This is a genomic window from Pseudarthrobacter sp. AL07 (assembly GCF_029960665.1).
In the GTDB taxonomy this organism is placed as follows: domain Bacteria; phylum Actinomycetota; class Actinomycetes; order Actinomycetales; family Micrococcaceae; genus Arthrobacter.
The window spans coordinates 98,849-119,282 of the sequence record NZ_JASBRB010000008.1; the positions used below are offsets into that span (position 1 = coordinate 98,849).

Genomic DNA, 20,434 nt, shown 5'->3' on the forward strand with positions numbered 1-20,434 from the left:
CAGGCGTCTGCCAAGCGGACGCCGTGGGGCCGGCGGCTACGGGTGCGGGTTCTCGCGGGCCAGGTAGGCCTCTACTGCAGCGCCCAGCTCGTCCCCGTTCGGAAGTTCGTCATTTTCATCGGCCAGGAGCGAGCGCCGGACGGTCCCCTCGGCCTTCTCGTCGTACCGCTCTTCCAGCCGGGCGACAACCTGCTGCACATCTTCCGAGGCTGCGACCTGTTCAGCGATCTGGCGGCCCACTTCCCGGCCCGCCTCGCGCAGCCGGTCCGCCGGCAGCATCAGGGACGTCGCGGCACCGAGGAATTCAAGTCCGGCTACTGCGGCCGGCGGGTATTCCGCGTCGGCAAGGTAGTGCGGAACGTGGATCACGTAGCCGGCAACATTGCGCTCAGCCTCCATCAGCCGCAGCTCCAGAATGTGCCCTACGGCAGCCGGAACGTCGACGGTGGGCTTCCAGACGGAAATGCCCTCGATCAGTTCCGGACGGTTGCCGTGGACGGTCACGCCCACGGGGCGTGTGTGCGGCACAGGCATGGGAATGGAGTGGATCCAGGTCACCAGGTTCACGTCCAGCTTTTCCACAATGCCGACGACGGCGCGTGCGAACCGCTCCCATTGAAGGTCGGGTTCAAAACCGGCCAGCAGCAGGAAGGGGCTGCCGAGCCCGTCCGTCAGCTTGTACAGCGCCAGCTTCGGCTGCTGGTAGTCCTGCAGATGATCCTCCACGAAGGAGATGTGGGGCCGTCTCGAACGGTAGTCGATGAGCTGGTCAGCGTCGAACACAGCCACCGGCTCGGCGTCGAGGGTGTCCAGGAGCTCCGCATTGATCTGCCTCACCACGTGGCCGGCATCGGCAAAGCCGGTGAAGCCCATCACCAGGTTCAGCCCGCGGAGCGCCGGGCTGTGGAACAGCTCGATGTTGCTCGCATAGAGCGCATCGGGGTCCAGCAGGGAACCGGAAATCCGTTCAAGCACGGCGTCGTCCTTTCAAGGAGTCGGGTGAATATCTTGTACAACACGTTCAGGCACCCGGGAATTCCGCCAGGCGGTGTGGCGCAGGTCTCAGGGGATTCCGCGGCCGATGCCCGCAGCGGCTACGATCGTGAATGGCCCGCCGGACGGGATTACCGGCACCCCGGCGACGTCCCGATCGGACGGCCCCCGGATTTCCATGGCCGAGCGCCTGACATCCATACCAGCGCGAACAGCCTTTTCGAGAATTGAGGACTTACCCCGTGGTCAAGAATACTGAAATCAACCTTAGTACCCTCGCCAAGGACCTGAAGAGGACCCCCAGTGACGCCGTCGTCATCGGCGTGGGACAGGGATCGGACGGCCCTATCCTGCTTGCGAACCCGCTGACCGCAAAATCGGCGGAAGCACTGACCGATTCCCTTAAGGTTCTGGGTGTCACCGGCGCCGCTGACCAGATCGTCCGGCTGCCCGGCCTCCCGGAAACGGGTACCGGCGTCCTGGTTCTCGCCGGTGTTGGCAAGGTGGCCGCTGGCCGTCCGCTCACCGAAGAGGCCCTGCGCCGTGCCGCGGGTTCCGCCGTCCGCCAGCTCGGTGGCCTGCCCACTGTTGTCCTCGCGCTCCCGACGGCGGGAGTCGCCGACGTCGCTGCGGTCGCCGAGGGTGCGGCCCTGGGCGCCTATTCCTTCACCGAGTACCGGTCGTCCAAGGACGGACTGAAGGAACCGGTCCGCAACGCGTTGATCTACACGGACGTTGCCCCCAACGATGCGCTTCGCGCCGCGCTGACGCGTGCCGGCCTGATCGGTCAAGCAGTTAACGCCACGCGCTCGCTGGTCAACCAGCCGCCCAGCCACCTGTACCCCGAATCCTTCGCCGAGGCCGCCAAGGAACTGGCCAAGGGCCTGCCGGTCAAAGTGACTGTCTGGGACGAAAAGCGCCTCGAAAAGGAAGGCTTCGGCGGCATCATGGGCGTCGGCAAGGGCTCCACCCGCCAGCCCCGCCTGGTGAAGGTCGAATACGCGCCCGCGAAGGCGACCGCAAAAATCGCCCTCGTCGGCAAGGGCATCACGTTCGACACCGGCGGCATTTCCATTAAACCGGCCCTTGGCATGGGTGACATGAAGAGCGATATGGCGGGCGCCGCCGTCGTCCTTAACACCGTGCTGGCGATCGCAGGACTGGGTCTGCCGGTGAAGGCGACCGCCTGGCTCTGCATCGCTGAAAACATGCCCTCCGGTGCAGCTTCACGGCCTGCTGATGTGCTCACCATGTTCGGCGGCAAGACCGTGGAAGTGCTGAACACCGACGCCGAGGGCCGCCTGGTGATGGCAGACGGCATCGTCGCGGCGAGCCGTGAATACCCTGACGCCATCATCGACGTCGCCACCCTCACGGGCGCGCAGCTCATCGCCCTCGGCAACAGGACTGCGGGCGTCATGGGCTCTGACAGCGTCACCGGACCGATCAAGGCCGCCGCAGACCGCGCGGGCGAACTGGTGTGGCCCATGCCGCTGCCGGAGGAACTGCGCCCGAGCATCGACTCCCAGGTGGCCGACCTCGCCAACATCGGCGAACGCCACGGCGGCATGATGACCGCGGCTGTTTTCCTGCGCGAGTTTGTGGGCAAGGGCAAGGACGGGGAACAGATTCCCTGGGCGCACATCGACATCGCCGGCCCGTCCTTCAACAACGGAAGCCCCTACGGCTACACGCACAAGCAGGGCACAGGCTGCACCGTCCGCACACTGGTGGCTTACGTGGAGGACATCCTGGCAGCTGCCGCCTGACCGGCTTTTGAACTGTCACGCGGCTTTGTGACACCTCCGTGATTCCTTGGACACTACGCCGCGTGACTCTCACCACAAGCGCCCCACAAACCCGACGGCAAGGTGGAGCATGTATTAGTGGTTCGCTAAGGTGAACTCCGGTAGTCACAAATGAAAGGGAACTGTCCTGCTGGCATAATCACGGCAGGGAAGTTCCAAGACCAGATGATGCGTACTCTCGTGTCATCGTTCACGCGAGGGAGCGTTTTAGTGGCCGATCAGGCAACTGCGCAAGAATTCGACATCCTGGTACTCGGCGGCGGCAGCGGCGGTTACGCAACTGCCCTGCGTGCCGTTCAGCTTGGCCTCACCGTTGGCCTGATCGAAAAGGGCAAGCTCGGCGGCACCTGCCTGCACAACGGCTGTATCCCCACCAAGGCACTGCTGCACTCCGCTGAACTTGCCGACCACGCCCGCGACTCGGCAAAGTACGGCGTCAACGTCACTCTTGACAGCATTGACATCACCGCTGTCAACGCCTACAAAGACGGGATCATCGCCGGCAAGTTCAAAGGCCTGCAGGGTCTCATCAAGGGCAAAAAAGGCATCACCGTCATCGAAGGCGAAGGCAAGCTCCAGGGCACCGATACCGTAGTCGTGAACGGCACCGCGTACAAGGGCAAGAACATTGTCCTCGCGACCGGCTCCTACTCCCGGTCGCTGCCGGGCCTGGAAATCGGCGGCAAGGTCATCACCTCCGACGAAGCCCTCACCATGGATTTCATCCCCAAGAGCGCGATCATCCTGGGCGGCGGCGTGATCGGCGTCGAGTTCGCTTCGGTTTGGAAGTCTTTCGGCGTCGACGTCACCATCATCGAGGGCCTGCCTTCCCTGGTCCCGAACGAGGACGCGACAATCGTCAAGGCCTTCGAGCGCGCCTTCAAGAAGCGCGGCATCAAGTTCTCCACCGGGACGTTCTTCCAGGGCGTTGAGCAGAACGCCGACGGCGTGAAGGTCACCCTCGTGGACGGCAAGACCTTTGAAGCTGACCTGATGCTTGTGGCCGTCGGCCGCGGCCCGGTCACGGCCAACCTCGGCTACGAAGAGGCAGGTCTGACCATCGACCGCGGCTTCGTCATCACCAACGAGCGTCTGCACACCGGTGTCGGCAACGTCTATGCCGTCGGCGACATCGTCCCCGGCGTCCAGCTGGCACACCGCGGGTACCAGCAGGGCATCTTCGTCGCCGAGGAAATCGCCGGCCTGAAGCCCGTCGTCGTCGAAGACGTCAACATCCCCAAGGTCACCTACTCCGAGCCCGAAATCGCCACGGTGGGCTACACGGAAAAGGCCGCCAAGGCCAAGTTCGGTGACGACCAGATCCAGACCCAGGAATACAACCTTGCCGGCAACGGCAAAAGCTCCATCCTGGGCACCGGCGGCCTTGTCAAGCTGGTCCGCCAGAAGGACGGCCCCGTTGTCGGCGTGCACATGATCGGCGCCCGCATGGGCGAGCAGATCGGCGAGGCCCAGCTGATCGTGAACTGGGAAGCCTACCCGGAGGACGTGGCCCAACTGGTCCACGCACACCCGACTCAGAACGAGTCCCTGGGCGAGGCCCACCTGGCCCTGGCCGGCAAGCCCCTGCACGGCTAGCAGATCCGCCCGCACCACCGCAAGACAACAGGGCTTAGTGCCCCCGGCGTGATCCGCCGGGTGCACTAAGCTCGAACAAGCCAGCCATCATCCGCACAAAAGATCAATAAGGAGAACGGGGACGACATGTCTGAATCCGTTAACTTGCCCGCCCTCGGTGAGAGCGTCACCGAAGGAACCGTCACCCGCTGGCTCAAGCAGGTAGGTGACCGGGTAGAGGTGGACGAACCGCTGCTCGAGGTTTCCACCGACAAAGTAGACACCGAAATCCCCTCTCCGATTGCCGGCATCATCGAGGAAATTCTCGTCGCCGAAGACGAGACCGCGGAAGTAGGTGCGCCCTTGGTCCGGATCGGCCACGGCTCCGGCGGCGGCGCAGCCGCCGAAGCAGCAGCGCCGGCCGAGGAAGCCCCCGCCGCACCGGCTGCGGAGGCACCCGCAGAGGAGGCTCCGGCCGCCGAAGCACCGGCTGCAGAAGCTCCCGCAGCGGCAGCACCCGACGCGTCGGACGGCGAAACTCACGACGTCACCCTCCCGGCACTGGGCGAAAGCGTCACTGAAGGAACCGTCACCCGCTGGCTGAAGGCCGTGGGCGACACCGTTGCAGTGGATGAGCCGCTCCTCGAGGTTTCCACGGACAAGGTTGACACCGAAATCCCGTCCCCCGTCGCCGGAACGCTGCAGGAAATCCGGGTCAACGAAGACGAAACGGCCGAAGTTGGCGCAGTCCTCGCTGTCATCGGGTCCGGCGCGACTGCCCCCGCAGCCTCCGCTCCGGCAGCAGCTCCGGCGCCCGCCGCTGAGCCTGCGGCACCAGCGCCCGCCGCGGCACCTGCTCCCGCTGCACCGAAGGCAGAGGCCGCTCCGGCGGCACCGAAGGCAGCGGCCGCTCCGGCGGCACCGGCCGCGGCAGCAACACCTGCTCCAGTTTCGGCCCCGGAACCCGCGGCCGAGCCTGCTGCGGGTGGCGAATCCGGCTACGTGACGCCCCTGGTCCGGAAGCTGGCCAACCAGCACGGCGTGGACGTCGCATCACTCTCCGGTACCGGCGTCGGCGGGCGCATCCGCAAGCAGGACGTCCTCGCGGCGGCAGAAGCCAAGGCTGCTCCCCCCGCAGCTGTACCGGCCAAGCCGTCCGCCGCTCCGGCGGGCCCGGCAGCCTCCTCTCTGCGCGGTACCACGCAGAAGGCTCCCCGCATCCGCCAGGTCATCGCCCGCCGCATGCGCGAATCCCTTGAAATCTCCACGCAGCTTACGCAGGTGCACGAAGTGGACATGACCAAGGTGGCCAAGCTGCGCCTGAAGGCCAAGAACTCGTTCCTGGCCCAGAACGGCGTCAAGCTCACCTTCCTGCCGTTCATCGCCAAGGCCGTGGCCGAAGCCCTCAAGCAGCACCCCAAGCTCAACGCTGCGTACGACGAGGACAAGCAGGAGATCACGTACCACAACGCCGAGCACCTGGCGATTGCGGTGGACACGGACAAGGGCCTGCTGGTTCCGGTCGTCACCGATGCCGGCAACCTGAACCTGGCCGGGCTGGCCGGCAAGATCGCAGACGTTGCCGGCCGCACCCGCGACGGTAAGATCGGCCCGGACGAACTGTCCGGCGGAACGTTCAGCATCACCAACATCGGTTCGGTCGGCGCACTGTTCGACACCCCGATCATCAACCAGCCGCAGGTGGGCATCCTGGGCACGGGCGCGATCGTCAAGCGCCCCGTGGTGGTGGCCGATGAGAACGGTGACGACTCGATCGCCATCCGCTCCATGATGTACCTGTCCCTCACGTACGACCACCGCCTGGTGGACGGAGCGGACGCAGGACGCTTCCTCCAGACCCTGAAGGCCCGCCTCGAAGAAGGCGCCTTCGAGGCCGACCTGGGACTCTAATCCCGGGCAAGACCGGACGACGGCGGTGCACGCAGCGGTGGGAAACCACCGGAACCCGTGCACCGCCGTCGCGGTTTAAGGCGCGGTGCTTTCGGGGACCCCCGCGGCTTTGCTACGCGACGTAGAAACTACTGGCTATGCTGGTGCCATGACTATCGTGTTCAGCGCCCTGGTGTTCTTGCATATCGTCGGCGCAGCAATGATCGTGGGCTACTGGATCGCCACGATTAAAGAGCCGACCGTCCACCCACGCCAGCGGGACGGTGCCTTCCTGCAGCTGCTAACCGGCGTCGCCATGATGGGCATGCTCCCCATGATGCCCGACTCCGACCCCAACTATTTCAAGCTCGGCATCAAGTTCGCCATCGGCGTCGCCGTCGCCGTGCTGGCCGTGATCGGATCCCGCAAGGTCAAGAAGGGTGAACCGGTGTCCACCGGGCTCGCCCACGGCGTCGGCGGACTGGCCCTGATTAACATCGCCATCGCCACGCTCTGGAACTGATCGCCAGCCGAACCGCCCCCGACGGCGCTGCTCCCCTCATCCGGGAGCGGCGCCGTCGCTGTTTAACGGCCACGCGGATTAACCGCCTGGCCTTCGTCGGCTGCCGGCGAGGCGCACAGTCACAATCCACTGAGAGCGGACACCCTGTGCACGGCACCCGCTCAATCCCTAGGATTGGAACCGGCGGGGCCAGGCAACGGCCGGTCCCGGTTCGAACCGACTTGAGGAGTGGACATGGCAGCAATACGCACCGCGCACACAGTATGGAACGGCGACCTGATGACAGGGTCCGGTCAGACCACGCTGGACAGCTCCGGCCTGGGCACATTTGAGGTTACCTGGAAGGCACGCACTGAAGCGGCAGGGGGCAAGACCAGCCCGGAAGAACTCATCGCCGCAGCGCACGCGAGCTGCTTCTCGATGGCATTCAGCAACATGCTCGCCCAGGCCGGACATGCTCCGGAAGAGGTCAACACCAAAGCCGATGTGACGTTCGTTCCCGGCACCGGTATCACGGGGAGCCACCTGACGATGTCAGCCAAGATCCCCGGCATCTCCGAAGAGGAGTTCCAGCGGATCGCCGGCGAGGCCAAGACCGGCTGCCCGGTCTCCGGCGCGCTGGCCAGCATCGAGATCACCTTGGACGCATCCTTGGAATCCTGATCCACCCAGGCGGCAGCCGCGTTCGCTAGTGACGCTGGCTGCTCCTGAAACGGAGAAGGCCCTGCCCCGCCCGGACTACCGGAGGGGCAGGGCCTTCTTTGGTGTATTGTCGCCGTCGGTCTTAGCCGCCATGCCGGCGGGCAGGAAGCGGAGCGGGCTTCAGGCGGCGGTAGCCTTCGCGGACCGGGGGCTTGTCGGTCGGCAGCTCCTGGATCATTTCCGTGAGCGCACCGATCCCGTATTCCAGCTGGGGGTCCCTGCCGGCTGCATAAGCGTGCGGCGGGTAGAGCACTTCGATGTCGGGATCCACGCCGTAGTTTTCCACCGACCAGCCCACACCGCCACCAAACCAGGTGGCGTACCGCGGCTGGGTCACGCCGGTGCCGTCAGCCAGAGCGAACCTGTTATCGATCCCCACCACGCCGCCCCAGGTGCGCGTGCCGATCACCGGGCCGATCCCCCGCAGCTTGGAGACCTGGGTGATGATGTCGCCGTCGGAGCCGGCAAATTCATCGGCGAGGATGATCACCGGACCACGCGGCGCGTGGTGCGGGTAGGTCCGCGGACGTTCGCCGCGGGGCATGCTCCAGCCGGTGACCTTCCGGCCAATCAGTTCCGCCACCAGCTGGGACGTGTGGCCGCCACGGTTCCGGCGGACGTCCACGATGAGGCCGTCGAGGGCAGTTTCGGTGTCCAGGTCGCGGTGCAGCTGCGCCCAGCCGTTCGCCATCATGTCCGGGATGTGCAGGTACCCGTAGCGGCCGCCGGAGGCCTCGCGGACAATCCCGCGGTTCGCGGCCACCCACTCCTGATAGCGCAGCCGTTCCTCGTCCCTGACCGGGATCACGGCGATCCGCCGCTGCTCCCCTGCCTCGACGCCATGCCCCGTGCCGTTGCGCAGGGTCAGCTCCACCGCCCGCCCGGCAGCGCCCACCAGCTGCATCGCGGGGCTCACAGCGGCGGACAGCGGCACACCGTCGATGGCCAGTATTACGTCCCCGGACATCGCGGCAGCACCGGGCCGGGTCAGCGGCGAGGTGGCCAGCGGGTCCGAGGACTCCCCGGCAAGAATCCGGGTGATCTCCCAGCCGGCCGCTGTCAAGGCAAAGTCTGCGCCGAGCCGTCCCTGGCTACTGCTGCCGTTTTCCGTGACTGCTGCGGGCCGGACGTAGGCATGCGAGGTGCCCAGTTCCCCGTGTAGCTCCCAGAGCAGGTCCACCAGGTCGTCGTGGGACCCCAGCCGGTCAACGATCGGACGGTAGCGTTTGTGGATGGATTCCCAATCCTGTCCTGCCATGTCTTCGGCCCAGAAGAAGTCGCGCTGCAGGCGCCAGGCTTCGTCGAACGCCTGGCCCCAGACGCTGAGGGGATCCATCATCACGCGGATGCGGCCCAGATCCACCTTGACGAGCTGGCCGGATTCCTCATCTGCCTTGGCGGCAGAGGGAACCACGCTGACCTGTTTGTCGTGGATGAGCACCACCTTTTTTCCGTCGCCGGAGAGCCGGTAGCTGTCCAGGGCTTCCACCAGCGTGACTGACTTCCGGCGGGCCAGGTCGAACCGGACCAGGCTGGGGCGGGCGTCCTTGTCGTCCTGGCTGGCTTTGCCGTCGCCGGTGACCCCGGCCAGGGCCCAGTCCAGCCACAGCAGTGCGCCCTCCGTTGAGGTCAGTGACGTGTAGTTGCCCTGGGGAACGGGAACGCCGATGACACGGTGCGCCAACCCGGCCGGATCCACACGGACCGCACTCACTGGTGCAGCGCCTGCCGCCGCGTCTGCATCCGTGCCGTCCGTGTTGTCCGCGCTTGCGGCAGGGGCCAGGTCAACGGCAGGGCCAAACGGCGACGGCGTTGTGGCTGCCAGTGCCACCAGATACGGCTTGATGGGGCTGGGGAAAGACAGGTCAAACGAGTGCCCGTCGTAGACCGGGTCAAAGCTGCGGTTGGACAGGAAGGCCAGGAACTTTCCGTCCGGCGTGAAACTTGGGGACAGGTCGCAGAAACGGCCGTCCGTGACCTCGACGATGCCGCCCGCCAGGTCCGTGGCGTTGGCGAGCCGGAGCCGGCTCCGGGAGCCGAACGAGGTGACTGGTTCGGACCAGGTAAGCCACTGCGAATCCGGGGACCACGCGATTTCCGCGATGCTTCCCTCGCCGATGCTGGTGACCAGGGACAGGTCCCCGGTGGCTGTGTCCGCCACATAAATGTCGCCGAAGGAGGTTCCCACGGCAATCCACCGGCCATCGGGGCTCGCTTCCAGGGCGCTGGCACGTGAGGGCTTGGGGAAGGCGACGCGGGTCAGGACTGACGGTCCCGAGTTGACCACAGCTTCTGCCGGGCTTGGGGGCACGTCGGCCAGGGATTTGTTAGACGGGGAGTCATCCGGCACCGGGACAACGACGTCGGCAGCCACAGCTGCGGATGATGCCGCCGCGGGAACCGGCCGGGGCAGCGGTGCTTCCGGTTGGTCCCGATCCGCTGCCGCGGGTGCGGCGACGGGGGCTGCCGTAACGGCAGGAACCAGGGTGTCGGGCACCGGCGCGGCAATCTCCTTGATGTAGATCGCCTCCACGCCGTCATGATCTGCGACGTAGGCGAGGCGGCCGCCGTCGAGCGGCCTGGGGAGCCGCGCGCGGACACCCGGGGTGGCCTCTACGATACGCGACGGGCCGTCCTTGTGGCGGAGCCAGTGAAGCGTGCCATGGGCCTCCACGACGCTGGCGGAGCCGCTGTCATCCGGCGCCACCGCGCCCAGGTGTTTGGAGGTTTTCAGCAGGCCCGGGCGGCGCGATTGAGATGCCGAGCCCAGCGAAAGGTCCAGCCGTACCGCGGCAGAGGACAGATCGTGCAGGATCCAAAGTTCACCGGCCGATTCGAAGATGACCCGCTCCCCGTCAGTGGATGCATGCCGGACGTAGAAGTCCTCGTGATCGGTGTGTCGTCGGAGATCGCCGCCGCCGGGCAGCACCGAGTACAGGTTTCCGTAACCCTCGTGGTCTGACAGGAATGCGATGCGCCCGTCCACCCACAGCGGATCTGCGAGGTTTCCGTCGAGCTGGGGAACCAGTCGTTCGAACTCGCCGTTTCCGTCGGTGTCAATCCAGAGCTTGCCGGCGGTACCGCCGCGGTACCGCTTCCACCAGGCCGGTTCACGGGAGAGTACGCTGGCCAGGACTACGGGCCGCTCGTCCCCCACTTCGGGACCGAAGGCCACGGATTCGACCGGCCCAAAGGGGAGCTCCTCAGCCAACCCGCCGTCGACCGGGACGCTGTAAGCGTAGGTATGCCGGCTTTCGGCCTGGCGGAACGCGCTGGTCACCACTACGTCGCCGGCTGCGGTGAAGCCTTTGACCTTGGTTGTGGCGTGGCCGAAATACGTCAGTTGCCGATAGCCACCGCCGTCTACCTCCGCCGAGACAACTTCCGGGGCGGTTCCCTGGACAACAGTCCACACCAGCCGCTTGCCGTCAGGCGTAAACCGCGGATTGCGGGCGGGCAGCTGCAGTGATGACACACGCCATGCACGGCCGCCGCTGAGTGGTGCGATCCATACGTCGTCCTCTGCCACAAACGTGACCAGCTCGCCGTGGACATGCGGAAACCGGAAGTAGCTCGAAGAAGTCATCGTTCGATCATAGTCAACTCCCGGTACGGTCCGAGGGAGGTGCAGGCGGCGTGCGGGCCGTGGTGAGATGGATCATGCACATCCTTATTGCCGGAGCCTCAGGAATGATCGGGACCCACTTGTCCGCAACCCTTCGAGGGGCCGGCCATAATGTGACCGCCCTCGTCCGCCGCGAGCCCACGTCTGCGGCCGAAATCCGTTGGGACCCGGCAGCGCAGCGGCTCGATCCCCAGGCCTTGGCGGGCGCGGACACCGTGATCAACCTCTCCGGTGCCGGGATCGGGGACAGGCGCTGGACCAGACGCCGGATCGACGAGCTGTTGACGTCGCGGTTGGCTGCCACCAACACACTGACCGCCGCCATGGCCACGCTTGACCACCCGCCGCGCACGTTTATCAGCCAGTCGGCGTCAGGGTACTACGGCGATTCGGGGTCCGCCCAGCTGCGGGAGAGTGCGTCGGCCGGCTCGGGTGTTCTATCGCGCCTTTGCGTTGAGTGGGAGGCCGCCGCCCATCAGGCACCGGCCGGCGTCCGCGTGGTCACCCCACGCACCGGAGTCGTCCTCAGCCCCGCAGGTGGCGCTCTGGGTCCGATGCTGCCGCTGCTTCGGCTCGGACTGGGCGGCCCACTCGGCCACGGCAGGCAGTACTGGCCGTGGATCACGCTTCCGGACGTCGCCGCAGCATTTCTGTTCCTCGCAGACTCCGGGCTCTACGGACCGGTCAACGTCTGCGCCCCCGAAAGCGCTGACGTCAACGCCTTGGTCGGCGCCCTGGCATCCGCGCTCCACCGCCCGGCGTTTTTCCGGGTACCGTCGCCGGCCCTGCGCCTGGTCCTGGGTCAGTTGGCCGACGAACTGATCCTGCCCAGCCAGCGGATGGAACCGGCGGTACTGGAAGCAGCCGGCTTCCAGTGGCAGCACCCGTCACTGGCCGAGGCCGCAGCCTGGGTGGCGGGCAGGCACTGAGTCAACCGGCTGAGGCAGACTGCTGGTGTCATTTTCCGAAGACGCGTCTGTTGCGAATGTCCGGAGTCCTCTGCACAAGTCTCGGTGGCGCGTGCGTTCGGAGTCCGAGGAGGATCGGTACGGAAATTTCAGGCTAAGAGGTCATTCGGCGTCGCCTGAGCGGTTGATGGCTCGGTAGACGGCATGATCGTGGACGGAGCGTCCCAAGCTGAGCTTGACTTCGCGACCATTGAGGTCTTGGGCGTTCGTGGATACTCGGGCGTATCCGATGAGGACTCCGGTCATGGGGATCCGTAGTAGACCGGCGGATTGTGGCTTCGGTGTTTTGGCGTTGTTCATGCTGGACAGCGGTATCGGCCCGGGAGGCCTTGCCAGTGGAAGGTTCGGCAAGGGCTTGGCTCTGTGTGGTCGTCGAACGGAGGACACCGCTAGAGACATCGATGCGAAGACCGCCGTCGGCTTCCAACATCGATGGTCAGGGACCAACCCGAGGCCGCTGCCATTGAACCGGTGCCCAATCGGGTAGATGGTTGTGCCACGTGTTCGCAATGACCCAGGAACGGTACTAGGATTTCGATGCAGCCCTGGGATTGCTGGCCGAACTTCCCTGGGTATTGAAGCGGGATTTGTTTGTTGGCCTCGATGGAAACAGCGTGTCCAGACCACGTGCGACGGTGCGGACAAGCGTGGCCAACAGCCCAGGCAACCTCCCGCGCATCTTTCGTGTGTAGCAGACTCCGCGGATCTGCGGGGCGATTCCTGCCATGGGAATAATGATTCCCCATCATGCGTGCGGGGTGGATTCGCGACGATATCGTGGGTATTTCTGCCGATCTTTTCAGCCCATCCGTCCGCGGAGGGCTGGTACTCCTGCTGCCCGCCAATCCATGCAAAGGCAATGACACCATGGTGATTTTTAGCCGTCCCCAACCGGGGACCCTACCGATAGCGCTCAAGCTCCTCGTGACCATCATGATTCCCTCTGTCATCGTGAGCGTGTTCGGAGGGACCTCGGCCAGCATGGGATTCGGACTGGCCATGGGATTGGGCATGGCGGTCACTCCCGTCAGCAAGCCGCGCCAGGCAGCACTGCTGGTGATCGTCGGTGCCGCACTTGGCGGCTTGGCGTCCTTGGCAGGTTCAACGCCCTGGGCCATCGCCGTGCTCATGTTCGTCTCTGCGATCCTCTTTGCAGCCACCAACCAGCGCTCCGCCGGACTGCTCTCGCTGACTCCGGTCATGGTGATCCTCTTTGGACCCGGTCCCATCAACCTCCCCTGGTGGTCCGCGGTGCTGTGGATCCTTGCCGGAGGGTTGGCCGGCGCCCTGATCACCCGCCTGCTCAAGTTTCAGGCTCCTACACTTCCGGTGGAAAAACGCACCGCGTGGGAGCACGGCATCGCGGTAGGCCTATTGTGTGCCGCGATCATGTACTGGGCGCTGGCCAACAACATCCCCCATGGTTACTGGGTCGCGGTGACCGTACTGATGGCCCTGCGACCACTAGCCAATCAGCGGCGCGAGACCCTCAACGGACGCCTCATCGGCACCTTCCTGGGGGCCATTATCGCTTTGCTGGCCGTGTTGTTCCTGCCCGTCTGGGGCGCCGTCATTGTGGCTGTACTGTGCTTGTTCTTCCTGGTCTGGTATTCCATGGGCGGGGCCTACCTCATGCAGGCACTGGCCTTGACACCGATGCTGTTGATCTTCGCTTCTCTTGGCGATATCGAGCGCGGATTCGAACTGACCATTGAGCGAGTCATTTTCACGGTCATTGGAATTGCCGCAGCAGTCTTGGTCGCCTTGTTGCTGCGACGCTGGGAATCACGGCGCGAGGCCGCATCCGGATAAAAATCCAACACCACCCCGATTGCGACAGCAATTTTCCCCACGGAGGAGAGTGTTCACATGTTTTTTGAAAACCAAGTAGCCCTCGTCACGGCAGCCGGAGCCGGAATCGGACGTGCCATTGCCCTGCGACTGGCCGCAGATGGTGCCTCGATCATCGTCTCTGACGTCAACGACGAAGCCGGTGCCGAGACCGTGGCGCTCATTGAGGCCACCGGCGGTCGAGCGGCCTACAAGCATGCCAATGTCGCCAACGCCGAGGAGGTCAATGCGCTGGTTCCCTTCGCCATCGAGTCCTTCGGCCGTTTGGACATGGCAGTGAACAACGCCGGGGTAGGAGCCATGCCCACGCCCGTGCAGGAGATCACCGCCGCGGACTGGGACCGCACCATCAACGTCACCCTGCGCGGCACCTTCCTGGCCATGCAGTCCCAGGTCTCGCATTTCCTTGAGCAGGGACGGGGTGCCATCGTGAATATCGCCTCGCTGGCAGGCATCAGCGCCACCCCGCATTTGACCCCCTATGGTGCCGCAAAGCACGGCGTGGTTTCCTTGACCCGCAGCGTCGCCAAGGAAACCGCCGAACAAGGCATCCGCGTTAACGCCGTGGCCCCCGGTGCCATTGAAACCGCGGCGTTGGCTTCCCTGCCTACCGAGTCCAAGGCCGCCTACGCCGCTGAGATCCCGATGAAGCACCTGGGCCAACCCGAAGACATTGCCAACGCAACCGCTTTCCTCCTTTCGGATCAGGCCTCCTTCATCACCGGCGTCGTGCTGCGCGTGGACGGCGGAACCGAGGCCTGAACGTGGCACGCAGGCGCTGCGGCATTCGGGAACCCCCATCAACGATCAGGTGTTGGAAGGCTAGAGCTCCCAGGACAGCAGCGCTCTTGTTCGGCTAATGACCCGTTGCTGATCCCTCTGGTGGACTGTTCAGGTGCCCAGTAGGCGGCGTTCGTGGGCGAATGCGACCAGCTGGAGCCGGGTGCGGAGTTCCAGTTTGTCCAACACGCTGCGCAGGTGAGTTTTGATGGTGGCTTCGGAGACGAACAGGCTCTCCGCCATTTCACCGTTGCTGAGGCCTTTGGCCGCGAGTAGAAAGACGTCCCGCTCCCGCACGGACAGGACGTTAAGTACGGACAAGTCCGGACCCACAGCGGGAACGTTGCGGGCAGCATGCTCGAAGAGAGAGTGGATGGATCCTGGCGCGATGACGGAGTATCCGGAGTGGACGGTCCGGATCGCTGCCAGCAGGAATTCCGGTTCCGCGCTCTTGAGCAGATACCCGCTCGCCCCGGCCTGCACGGCCTGGACCACGGCCTGATCTCTGTTGAAGGTCGTAAGTGCGATGATCTTTGGCTTGTCGGTGCTGGCCGCCGCGGCGTGCTGCACGATCCGCCGGGTGGCTTCAACGCCATCCATGATCGGCATCCGCAGGTCCATCAGCATGACGTCCGGGCGCCGGTCGATTGCCAGGGTCACGGCTTCTTCCCCGTTACCGGCCTCTCCCGAGAGTTCAAAGTCCTTCTGGCTCTCTATCAGCATGCGGATACCCGCCCGGAACAAGGGCTGGTCGTCCACCAGGGCCACGGTGATGCGCGCACCGGCATCAGCCACAGTCGGCGGCTTCCCGTGCGGCCCCTACCGGAACGGGAAGGCCCGTTGCGGCCAGCGCCGGCTGGGCTTCCGCACCCGAAATTTCACCCAAATTTCCCCCGGCTTCGGCGCCGGCTGTATCGTCTGCTACCCTCGTCTCCCGGGTTCCATAAGGGATAAAGACCGTCACCCGGAAGTGTTCGCCGTCCGGTCCGGCCGTCAGCCAGCCACCGGCCAGATGGGCGCGTTCGCGCATGCCCGGAAGTCCCCTCCCGACCCGGGCGGTGGCCGGATTCGTAGCGCCGTCTTGTTCGGCCGGGTCAACGGCCGAGGCCACGTGCAGAGTCAGGCCCGGCCCGCTCCAGTCAAAGTGGAGCCGCACATCCGTGCCGCGCCCGCCATGTTTGAGGGCATTGGTCAGGCACTCCTGAACGATCCTGAAGACCGCCATTTCCTGTCCGGTGGAGAGTTCCACGGGCGACCCGGACTCGCTGGGGTGGATCTTCAAACTGCCGCGCTGCATCCCTTCGATTAGTGCCGGGATGTCGCCCAGCCGCGGCTGGGGCGTCACCATGCCGTCATCGCGTACTCCTTCGATCACGCGCTGGGCATCCACAAGGGCGCTGCGGGCGGACCGGGCGATGGTGTCCAGGGCATTGAGGACGACCTTGGGCTGGTCCTTGCTCAGATAGCGGGTCCCGTCGGCCTGGGCGGCGATGACTGCGAGGGAATGGGCGAGGACATCGTGCAGATCGCGGGCGATGCGTGTCCGTTCCTGCTCCACGATGAGGTCGATCTCGGTTTCCTTCATGCTGCTCTGCGCAAGCTCCCGGGCCCGGAATAGACTGCCCCGTTCCTGATATAGAGCGAGTAGAAGTCCGACGGCGGCGCAGGCCCCGGCGATCACCAGGAGGAGGGCTAACAGCTGCCAGCCATAGTCCTGCATCATCCACCGGTCTCCGGCGTACGCCGGCGGATACCAGCCGACACCGTCGCCGTATCTCCACGAGAGCATCAGGAACGCCATGACAGCAGCGGCGACCACGTTCGCGCCCCCAGTGATGAACCGCAGCCGCGGTGGAGCGGTCCACATGATGAAGCCAAGAGCGACAAAGGAACCCAAGTAGATGGCCCAGTGATTGGAATACATAGGCGGCAGGGCATGACTCAACTGTCCGGCAAGGAGCGCAACCGTGAACCCAAGAGACACCAGGGGTTTCCAGGACGCCGTGGCAACAGCCAATGTCATCAAGGCCAGCGGCCAGTTCCCTGACCACGACAACCAGGACCCTCCCATTCTGCCTGCCTCGGCCACACACCACAGGGAGAAGAAGATGACGGCCGCCACGGGGGCTCCCCAACGCCGTACAAATTTCAGAACTGGTTCCATGCCAGTCACCATATCCACGGCAATCACACCCTTCTCGCCATATCGGTGCAATCTCAACCCAAAAGCCAGATGATTCATTCTTTGAGCCAGCTTTTAGGCACCCTGCGGCCCGTGCTGACTCCGAATCACGGCATGCTCAGCGAGCGATTCGGGACCGATAGTCGCCTTCACCCGAGAACAATTCTCAATCTTTCCCGTAGTGGGTTCCCCAAATGGGACTCACTAAGACCAGGCGTGAGTTGGTGCAGACGACTTTGGACATTCCGTGAAGCCGACTTCGGAAAATCACCGCTGAGGCAGCGTGCTGAGACAAATAGTCAGGCCCCAGGCAGGACGTCCGTAATCCGCCACTGGCCGTCAACGGAGACCAGCACCAGCCGGAGGTTCCGGGCAGCCACCGGTGTGCCCGCCGCCACGACTGCCCCGGACGCGTCTTTCTCTTCATACGGCGACGTGGCTGACGTGACAGCAACAACCACCTGGCCGGGTGGACTGCCAGGCTGGACCTCCAGGTTCGATACGGAACTGGTGAATCCGGCCAGGACGTGGCCGGACTTCTGGAGCCCGGCCTTGAGGCCTGCATCCGCGGCAGCGGCCGCAGATCCCGGGGCATTCACCAGATCCAGCAGCTCCAGCCGGCCGGAGCTGAAGGCCACGGACCTCACCGCAGCCAGTCCCTGGACTGCTTGAAGCGGGTCCGCCGAGGCCAGCTGCGCCGCGGCGGCTGCCGGGACTCCTGTGGCGGCGAGCACTGGGTCCACCCCTCCGGCATCCGCACTCTCCGCCACCGCCTCTGGCCAAGCTGGCGCCCCCCACGGCCCATCCGGCCCAAAGACGCCGGCGGCCCAGATAGTGCCTGCCAGGATCGCACCCGCTCCCACTGCCAACAGCACGGTGCCCCGATTGTGCCCGGCCGTCCCTGAGCGCCCACGGCGCCGGGACGGGCCGGGGTCCACCGATTTCGGCGACGCCACCGTCCGACGCCTCGAACCGGCGTGGGGTTCGTGATCGTGCGTGCCGGGTTCCACAGCATGCCTGCCGCGCGGTCCCGGATTGTCGACGTCGGCGGCCTGGACCGGTGCCGCCAGGCTGCCGGCCCCGGGTGCCCTGGCCACTGATTCGCGGAGCGTTGGCCCGGGAACCGCCAGCATCTCCCTTTCGTCTGCGGCCGGGAACGGAAGGGTTTGCCGCGCCCCGACCAGCCCGGACCAGCGCGACGTCGAAATCCGGCGCCGCCAGGCCTGAAGATTACGGCGGAGCGCACCACCGGGACGTTCCGGGACGCGGCGCCGTGTCAGCAGCTGCGGAATGACCGTGGCGTGGGCCGAGGACGAGAGGTCCACCGGCTGCGGCGGGGCGCTGCGGTAGACCGCCGTCGCCAGCTCAACGGCTGTGGGTCGCAGCCGCCTGTCCTCATTTAGTCCCGCCTCCAGGGCTGCGGCCAGCTCGACTGGAACGTCAGGGAGCAGGAGGGAAAGAGGCGGACGGTCGGCGGTACGGCGTGGCGGCTGGCCCGTAAGGCAGTACCACCCCAGCGCCGCCACCGAGTAAACGTCGCGTTCCGGCTGCAGCCCGGCCCTTACGGCGTCCACGGGTGCCGGATCCATAAACCCAGCGGTTCCGAGGTCAGGCACCGCTGAAACATCACCCACCATCCGTGCAATGCCAACGTCGGAGAGCATTGGCTTGCCATGGCCTGTAAAGAGGACGTTCCCGGGCGATACGTCACCGTGGGTGAACCCCTGGCCGTGCAGGTAGCCAAGTACCTGGGCAATAGGGGTGAGCACGGTGACCGTCTCCCCGATGGTGAGCTTCGCCCTGCTTCCGACCAGCTCTCCGAGGGAACCGCCGGGCGCGTAATCCAGCAGCAGCCCTATTGTCCCTCCGGCCGTCACTGCTGATCCGGCCGGCTCGCGAAGACGGAGGGCATCGTGGGCTTTGATGAGGTGCTGGTGGTCAAGGACAGAAAGAATACGGATTTCACGTCGGATGGCCTCCTCGGCGTCGGCCCCGGTTTCCCTGCCTTCGCCGAGGCCGGTCGCGACGCGGTGCCCGGCACCGAGACATTTCAGCGCAAACTCGCGCCCGGACCCTTCTTCCGTAACCAGCCACACCGTCGAACTTCCGCCGCGGCCCAACACGCGGCCCACCAGGAACCCGGGAACTACGGGGGCAGTGAAATCATCCATGACTCATGTCTAGCGGAATCCGGGAATGCCTGCAGAAGTTATCCACAGGCCATGGGCATCCACCGGATCCGCCAGCGCATGAGTCAGTGCATGAGAGGTCCGACACTATAACCGGACCCCCCGCGGATCGGGGTCTAAGCTTGACGGCATGACTCTTGAGTTTTCACAGGTGGGTCTCGCCCCGGACTTCGTTGACTACACGCGCGGCTGGGATCTGCAGCGCGGGATCCACAGCAAGGTCGTCACAGACGAGGCGCCCAGCACTGTCCTCATCCTTGAACATGCCGCTGTCTATACAGCGGGCAAGCTCACGGAAGAGCACGAGCGCCCGTTGGACGGCACGCCCGTCGTTGCGGTGGACCGCGGCGGCAAGCTGACCTGGCACGGCCCCGGCCAGCTGATCGTGTATCCGATTCTCAGGCTGAAGAACCGGTCAGGCATCCGAGACTATGTTGAGCGGCTTGAAGCGGTCATGATCGCCGTTATGGCCGACTACGGCATCAACGCTGAGCGCATAAAGGGACGGGCCGGCGTGTGGATCACCGCTGACAGCAAAGGCCCGGACCGGAAGATTGCAGCGATCGGCATCCGCGTCCTGGACGGGGTCACAATGCACGGCGTTGCCATTAACTGCAACAATGATCTGGCGCCTTATGCCCAGATCATCGCCTGTGGCATCACCGACGCCAGCGTCACCACAATGTCCATCGAAACCGGCAGGAACATCGCCCCCGGCGATATCGCGGACCGGTTCGTGGAAGAATTTCGCAAGCATGAAGAAGCACTCGTTTCTATCCCTGAGGGAGCACTCCTGTGACACTGGCACCAGAAGGCCGGAAGCTGCTGCGCGTTGAGCAGCGTAACTCTGCAGTTCCTGTGGAGCGGAAGCCGGAGTGGATCAAGGCGAAGGTCCAGATGGGTCCGGAGTATGTCCAGCTCAAGAACCTGGTTAAGAAGGAAGGCCTGCACACGGTGTGTGAGGAGGCCGGCTGCCCGAACATTTTTGAGTGCTGGGAAGACAAGGAAGCGACGTTCCTGATTGGTGGCTCCGAATGCACCCGGCGTTGTGATTTCTGCCAGATCGATACGGGTAAGCCGTCCCCGGTGGACGTGTTTGAGCCCACGAAGGTGGCCCGCTCGGTCCTGGCCATGCAGCTGCGCTACGCCACCGTCACAGGGGTGGCCCGGGATGATCTGGCCGATGAGGGTGTGTGGCTGTATGCCGAGACGGTGCGGAAGATCCACGAGCTGAACCCGGGCACCGGCGTTGAACTGTTGATCCCTGACTTTTCCGGCAAGCCCGAGCACATCGCGGCGATCTGCGCTTCGAAGCCGGAGGTCTTCGCGCACAACGTTGAAACCGTGC

The 20,434-nt window shown here is 65.1% G+C and carries 16 protein-coding genes; 10 read left to right on the forward strand and 6 right to left on the reverse strand.

Features of this window, described 5'->3' with window-relative positions:
- Positions 1 to 36: 36 nt before the first annotated feature.
- Complete coding sequence (locus tag QK290_RS09595; protein ID WP_282330439.1) at positions 37 to 975, reverse strand: PAC2 family protein; 939 nt, start codon at positions 973 to 975, stop codon at positions 37 to 39.
- 260 nt (positions 976 to 1,235) lie between these two features.
- On the opposite strand from QK290_RS09595, the gene QK290_RS09600 reads away from it, so the two are divergent.
- The 5 genes from QK290_RS09600 to QK290_RS09620 all read left to right on the forward strand — a co-directional run bounded on the left by QK290_RS09600 (position 1,236) and on the right by QK290_RS09620 (position 7,452).
- Entirely contained in the window at positions 1,236 to 2,762 is a 1,527-nt protein-coding gene (locus QK290_RS09600; RefSeq protein WP_282330440.1) for a leucyl aminopeptidase, read from the forward strand.
- Between the two features lie 249 nt (positions 2,763 to 3,011).
- Complete coding sequence (lpdA, locus tag QK290_RS09605) at positions 3,012 to 4,397, forward strand: dihydrolipoyl dehydrogenase (protein ID WP_282330441.1); 1,386 nt, start codon at positions 3,012 to 3,014, stop codon at positions 4,395 to 4,397.
- 126 nt (positions 4,398 to 4,523) lie between these two features.
- Positions 4,524 to 6,287, forward strand: coding sequence for a 2-oxoglutarate dehydrogenase, E2 component, dihydrolipoamide succinyltransferase (gene sucB, locus QK290_RS09610; RefSeq protein WP_282330442.1), 1,764 nt, complete (start codon positions 4,524 to 4,526; stop codon positions 6,285 to 6,287).
- Positions 6,288 to 6,435: 148 nt separating this feature from the next.
- Entirely contained in the window at positions 6,436 to 6,789 is a 354-nt protein-coding gene (locus tag QK290_RS09615) for a hypothetical protein (protein ID WP_282330443.1), read from the forward strand.
- Between the two features lie 234 nt (positions 6,790 to 7,023).
- Complete coding sequence (locus QK290_RS09620) at positions 7,024 to 7,452, forward strand: OsmC family protein (protein WP_282330444.1); 429 nt, start codon at positions 7,024 to 7,026, stop codon at positions 7,450 to 7,452.
- A gap of 121 nt (positions 7,453 to 7,573) precedes the next feature.
- Here the strand turns inward: QK290_RS09620 and QK290_RS09625 are convergent, their stop codons facing one another.
- Positions 7,574 to 11,077 (reverse strand): S41 family peptidase, encoded by a 3,504-nt coding sequence (locus QK290_RS09625; RefSeq protein ID WP_282330445.1) that lies wholly within the window; start codon positions 11,075 to 11,077, stop codon positions 7,574 to 7,576.
- 74 nt (positions 11,078 to 11,151) lie between these two features.
- Here QK290_RS09625 and QK290_RS09630 point away from each other — a divergent pair, with 74 nt between their 5' ends.
- Positions 11,152 to 12,045 (forward strand): TIGR01777 family oxidoreductase, encoded by an 894-nt coding sequence (locus tag QK290_RS09630; protein WP_282330446.1) that lies wholly within the window; start codon positions 11,152 to 11,154, stop codon positions 12,043 to 12,045.
- 141 nt (positions 12,046 to 12,186) lie between these two features.
- Here the strand turns inward: QK290_RS09630 and QK290_RS09635 are convergent, their stop codons facing one another.
- The gene (locus QK290_RS09635) at positions 12,187 to 12,384 is read right to left on the reverse strand and encodes a hypothetical protein (protein ID WP_282330447.1); all 198 of its coding nucleotides are present in this window, start codon (positions 12,382 to 12,384) and stop codon (positions 12,187 to 12,189) included.
- Positions 12,385 to 12,951: 567 nt separating this feature from the next.
- Between QK290_RS09635 and QK290_RS09640 the strand changes: the two genes are divergently transcribed.
- Positions 12,952 to 13,896: an FUSC family protein gene (locus QK290_RS09640; RefSeq protein ID WP_282330448.1), complete on the forward strand. Its 945-nt coding sequence runs from the start codon at positions 12,952 to 12,954 to the stop codon at positions 13,894 to 13,896.
- 57 nt (positions 13,897 to 13,953) lie between these two features.
- A complete protein-coding gene (locus tag QK290_RS09645) occupies positions 13,954 to 14,697 on the forward strand; it encodes an SDR family NAD(P)-dependent oxidoreductase (RefSeq protein WP_282330449.1) in 744 nt (247 codons plus the stop codon).
- A 129-nt stretch (positions 14,698 to 14,826) separates the two neighbouring features.
- On the opposite strand, the gene QK290_RS09650 is transcribed toward QK290_RS09645, so the two are convergent.
- The 3 genes from QK290_RS09650 to QK290_RS09660 form a co-directional block, all read right to left on the reverse strand.
- Entirely contained in the window at positions 14,827 to 15,510 is a 684-nt protein-coding gene (locus QK290_RS09650; RefSeq protein ID WP_282330450.1) for a response regulator transcription factor, read from the reverse strand.
- Positions 15,503 to 16,738, reverse strand: coding sequence for a histidine kinase (locus tag QK290_RS09655; protein WP_282330451.1), 1,236 nt, complete (start codon positions 16,736 to 16,738; stop codon positions 15,503 to 15,505). Before QK290_RS09655 ends, QK290_RS09650 begins: the two co-directional genes overlap by 8 nt.
- A gap of 458 nt (positions 16,739 to 17,196) precedes the next feature.
- Positions 17,197 to 19,068 carry a serine/threonine-protein kinase gene (locus QK290_RS09660; RefSeq protein WP_282330452.1) on the reverse strand — a complete coding sequence of 624 codons (1,872 nt, stop codon included), beginning with the start codon at positions 19,066 to 19,068 and terminating at the stop codon, positions 17,197 to 17,199.
- Between the two features lie 148 nt (positions 19,069 to 19,216).
- Here QK290_RS09660 and lipB point away from each other — a divergent pair, with 148 nt between their 5' ends.
- Together lipB and QK290_RS09670 are read left to right on the forward strand one after the other, a co-directional pair.
- Positions 19,217 to 19,885, forward strand: a complete 669-nt coding sequence (gene lipB, locus QK290_RS09665) for a lipoyl(octanoyl) transferase LipB (protein ID WP_282330453.1) — start codon at positions 19,217 to 19,219, stop codon at positions 19,883 to 19,885.
- A partial coding sequence (locus tag QK290_RS09670) for a lipoyl synthase (RefSeq protein ID WP_282330454.1) occupies positions 19,882 to 20,434 on the forward strand: 553 nt, incomplete at its 3' end. The genes lipB and QK290_RS09670, both read left to right, overlap by 4 nt.